This window comes from Ilumatobacter sp. (assembly GCF_041688325.1).
Classification (GTDB): Bacteria; Actinomycetota; Acidimicrobiia; order Acidimicrobiales; family Ilumatobacteraceae; genus Ilumatobacter_A.
In genome coordinates this window covers 1-2,907 of sequence record NZ_JBDNIJ010000384.1, presented here as the reverse complement: position 1 = coordinate 2,907, position 2,907 = coordinate 1, and the positions used below count along the sequence as shown (strand labels likewise).

4 protein-coding genes are annotated in these 2,907 nt (G+C 65.6%); 3 read left to right on the top strand and 1 reads right to left on the bottom strand.

From position 1 onward, the window contains the following. Window positions 1-289: 289 nt before the first annotated feature. Window positions 290-1,078: a phytanoyl-CoA dioxygenase family protein gene (locus ACH2EI_RS19405; RefSeq protein WP_395156976.1), complete on the bottom strand. Its 789-nt coding sequence runs from the start codon at window positions 1,076-1,078 to the stop codon at window positions 290-292. A gap of 122 nt (window positions 1,079-1,200) precedes the next feature. Here ACH2EI_RS19405 and ACH2EI_RS19400 point away from each other — a divergent pair, with 122 nt between their 5' ends. The 3 genes from ACH2EI_RS19400 to ACH2EI_RS19390 all read left to right on the top strand — a co-directional run. Beyond that, window positions 1,201-1,650 carry a phosphonate C-P lyase system protein PhnG gene (locus ACH2EI_RS19400; protein WP_395161225.1) on the top strand — a complete coding sequence of 150 codons (450 nt, stop codon included), beginning with the start codon at window positions 1,201-1,203 and terminating at the stop codon, window positions 1,648-1,650. Further along, a complete protein-coding gene (locus ACH2EI_RS19395) occupies window positions 1,650-2,363 on the top strand; it encodes a phosphonate C-P lyase system protein PhnH (RefSeq protein WP_395156442.1) in 714 nt (237 codons plus the stop codon). Before ACH2EI_RS19400 ends, ACH2EI_RS19395 begins: the two co-directional genes overlap by 1 nt. Beyond that, a partial coding sequence (locus ACH2EI_RS19390; protein WP_395161223.1) for a carbon-phosphorus lyase complex subunit PhnI occupies window positions 2,363-2,907 on the top strand: 545 nt, incomplete at its 3' end. The genes ACH2EI_RS19395 and ACH2EI_RS19390, both read left to right, overlap by 1 nt.

Below are 2,907 nucleotides of genomic sequence, written 5' to 3'. Positions count from 1 at the left end.
GCCAATCACGGCGCTCCGTCGTCGCTGCAGCCACCCGGCGCTCCAGGATCTCACGATCCGCCACCGACACTTCCACCCCAACCGGTCTCGTCATCCACCCATCAAACCACAGCCATGTCATTAACGCGAGCATGCACTAGTCGTGCGAACCCTCACCAGTGCAAGCACCGTCTCGGCGTAGTGCTCGAACTCGCGTCGGCCATTTTGGGGAGTGCCCGGAAGGGGTGCTCAAATTGATCCGAGTCTGGCTGGCATTGCCGCCTTGATAGCCGGGCGCCGAGTCGGCGGCTTACGGTTCTACGGGTCGACCGAGAAAGTCGTCGCTGATGCTGATCCGTACGCCGCCGCTGGCGAAGGTGCTTCCCGCTGCAGCGAACTCGGCGTCCTTGTCGGTGTAGTACTGGTCGCGGAAGTCACCAAGATTTGCTGCGTTGTAGGTGAGGTACAACGTCCGCCGTGGCATGTCGGTCTGGTTCGTCTCGCTGCGATGCGGCGCGTAGGAATCGAACGCAACGAGTTGTCCCGGTTCGACTTCGACCGGCTCCCAGTCGAGTGAGGCAATGACGTCGTCGGTCAACCTGCCGCGTTCGTCGGTGTCCAATTTGCCGGCTCCGTGGCCGCGGGCAAACCAGAGACACCCGTTGTCGACGGTCGCCGGGTCGATGGGAACCATCACCGAAATGTGGTGGTCGACGAAACGGTAGGCGGCGGCATCCTGATGCGCTGCGAACCCGGCCCCGCTGGGAAGCTTGTAGTTCACCTTTTCCTTGAAGAGCGCGGCCGGTTCGGCGAGCACCGCGGCAACGACATCGGGGACGACGCCCGATCGCACGAACGACCCGAGCCAGCCGTGCTCATCGGCGAAGCGCTCGGACCGTGCGAGCGTCGGTCCGCTGGGGGTCTGTTCGAAGTGGTGCAGGCCAGGGCCATCGGCCGTCGCCCACGATGCCAGCTCCTCGACGGCGTGGCGCAGCATGTCCAACGTGGGGTCGTCGATCGCGTCGTCGACCACGAGCCATCCATCGCGATTCCACTTCGACACTTCTTCATCGCACAGGCCTTCACGGGAGGTCAACATGGATAAAAGCTAGGTCGCTGACGCTCGCGGTCGGAGCCCCGGACCTCACTGTTCAGTCAGGCTTCACCTGAGCGTCGCCGGGGTGACTTGTCTAGACAACCTGAGGATGGCAGGTTGAGAAGGTGACTTCACAGACCATCAGCCACCCGGCCCAGATCGAACGTCGTGCGGAGCTTCTCGCCGTCGCCGACGACGTTGCAGTCCGAGCAGTCGCCGAGCTCTGCCTCCAGCGATTGGGTGAGCCGGTGATCATTACTCCGCCCGAGAGTGGCATCGTGATGATGCAGGTGCGTGAGCCCGTCGTTCGGGAACGGTTCCATCTCGGTGAAGTGGTGGTGACCCGCGCCGACGTCGAGCTGGGCGGCCATCGCGGTTGGAGCATGCGACAGGGGACAGATCGTGTTGCGACCCTTGCGGCGGCGATCTGTGACGCAGCAGCGCGAGGCGGTGGTGAGAGTGCTTCGCAGGTCGAGCAGCTGTGCGCAGAGACCGCTCGCAACATCGAGCGCCACGAAGCGGACCTGGCTGCATCCCTGCAACCGACTGTCGTCGAGTTCGAGGAGCTGGACTGATGCGGCCGATCGCACCCCCAGAAACCGCTGCGCTGAATCTTGCGGCGGCTCGTCTCGACGGCGTCGACTCGCTCGCGGTATTTCGTGCGCTGCTCGACAGTGCGGCTCGCCCCGGCCGGGCGGTCGGCATCCCGGCGGACCTCGTGTCACGGTTGCCCGCCCCGCTCCTCGCTGCCCTCGCGCTCACCGACCTCGACCACAAATTCGCAGTGCTCGGCGACACCGAAGATGCCGCGCTTGGTTGCTGGGCGCCGTTGATCGCTGCTGCGACAGACGCTCAGCCGACCACGGCGCTCGGTGACGCCGACGTCGTGCTGGCTCGCCGCCCGCCGACGAAAGAAGAAGTCGGTTTGTTGAGAATTGGCACCGCCGAGGCGCCCGAGCTGGGTGCGCGCCTGTTTGTTGCGTGCCGAGCGGTCGTTGCCGGCCCGGTCGTTGCAGACGAGGAGCACGATGTCGCACCGGCCGGATCACATCGCTTCACCGTGACCGGTCCGGGAGCGTCGATGCCACGACGCGTCGAGGTGGCCGGTGTCGGGAGCGAGGTGCCTGCCGCGGTGGCCGATGCGAACCGTTCGTTTCCTGCCGGCATCGATGTGTGGTTCATCGACGACGCCGGCAACGCCGTGGGTGTTCCGCGGAGCTCGCAGATCGTGCTCGAACCGGCACTCCCTCATCACGAGGACATCACGCTCAACGACGGAGACAACTGATGGGGTACGCAGCCGCCCGAGGTGGCCTCGACGCAATCTCAGCCGCAGAAGCGCTGGTTCGTGACGCACGCGACCTCGCCAACAGCCCCTGGCTCGAACTCGATCAGCTGATCGACCGGCAGCGCCTTGCCGTGGACCGCGTGATGGGCGAGGGAGGGCTCTGGGATCCCCGCCTTGCAGCTCGTGCGCTCCAGCAATCCGAAGGCGACACCATCGAAGCGTCGCACCTCCTGCGGTCCTATCGGGCCACGATGCCGCGCTTCGCGTACTCGCATCCGGTCGACATGGACGACGCACGGGTCCTGCGCCGGATCGTGCCCGCATTTCGCAACCCGCCGGGTCCGCAGCTTCTCGGACGCACAACCGACTACACGGGCCGGCTGCTCGACCGGACCGATGATGCTCTGGCTCGCGAACGAGCCGAGAAGCGTTCGATCGACTGGGCGCCTGCTGAGCAGGCGGTGACAACGTCGAACCCGCCCGACGCCGGGACTGTGGCCTCGACCGGACCGACGAAGGCACTCTTTGGTGATCGCCGTCATCG